The sequence below is a fragment of the Nocardia sp. NPDC058497 genome, assembly GCF_042720195.1.
Lineage (GTDB): Bacteria > Actinomycetota > Actinomycetes > Mycobacteriales > Mycobacteriaceae > Nocardia.
Map to the genome: position 1 here is coordinate 4056 of NZ_JBHXMY010000424.1, position 623 is coordinate 4678.

Here is a 623-nt window from a genome sequence, read left to right on the forward strand (position 1 = left end):
CCCTGTGCTTTGACCATCTCCCAGACCGGGGCGGTGTCCATCTGAACACCTCGCACGCCGCGCGCGGTCTGGGGGGCCCCCCCCCCCCCGCCCCCAACCACACCGTTCACTACGGCGTCGAGTAGCCGATGAGGGCGCCGATGCCCGCACCGATCGGGATGGTGACCAGGGCGCCGACTCCGCCGAGGAAGAAGCCCGGCACCGCGCCGATGCCCGCACCGATCAGGGCGCCGATGCCCGCGTTGTGCTGCTTGCGGGCGAGGGTGTCGCCGGCTTCGTCGACGAAGGCTGCCTTATTGTCGGTGACCACGGCCGGTGCGGCGACGGGACGCAGGGTGACCGACTGCCCGTCGGCGGCGATACCAGCGGCGAGGTCGAAATTGCCTGCATCGGTGACAATATGGGTCGGTACGGTGGCGACCACTCGGCCTGCCGGATCCGCGAGGGTCACCACGCCCCCGGCGAGGCTGAAGGTGCCGTCCGCGACGGACGCGGTGAGCCCGGAGCCGTGGGGGGGGGGGGGCGCCCGGAAAGCCCCGCCCCCCCACACCCCCCCCCCCCCCGCTCACGCAGGCCCGGGGTGCGGGGGGGGGGGGGGGTGGCACCGGCTGTCACACTGTCTG

Annotated in this window: 1 protein-coding gene; it reads right to left on the minus strand. The window is 73.7% G+C overall.

Going from position 1 to position 623, the window contains the following annotated elements:
• Nucleotides 1-109: 109 nt before the first annotated feature.
• A complete protein-coding gene (locus ACFWPJ_RS23760) occupies nucleotides 110-454 on the minus strand; it encodes a hypothetical protein (RefSeq protein ID WP_378854598.1) in 345 nt (114 codons plus the stop codon).
• Nucleotides 455-623: the final 169 nt, after the last annotated feature.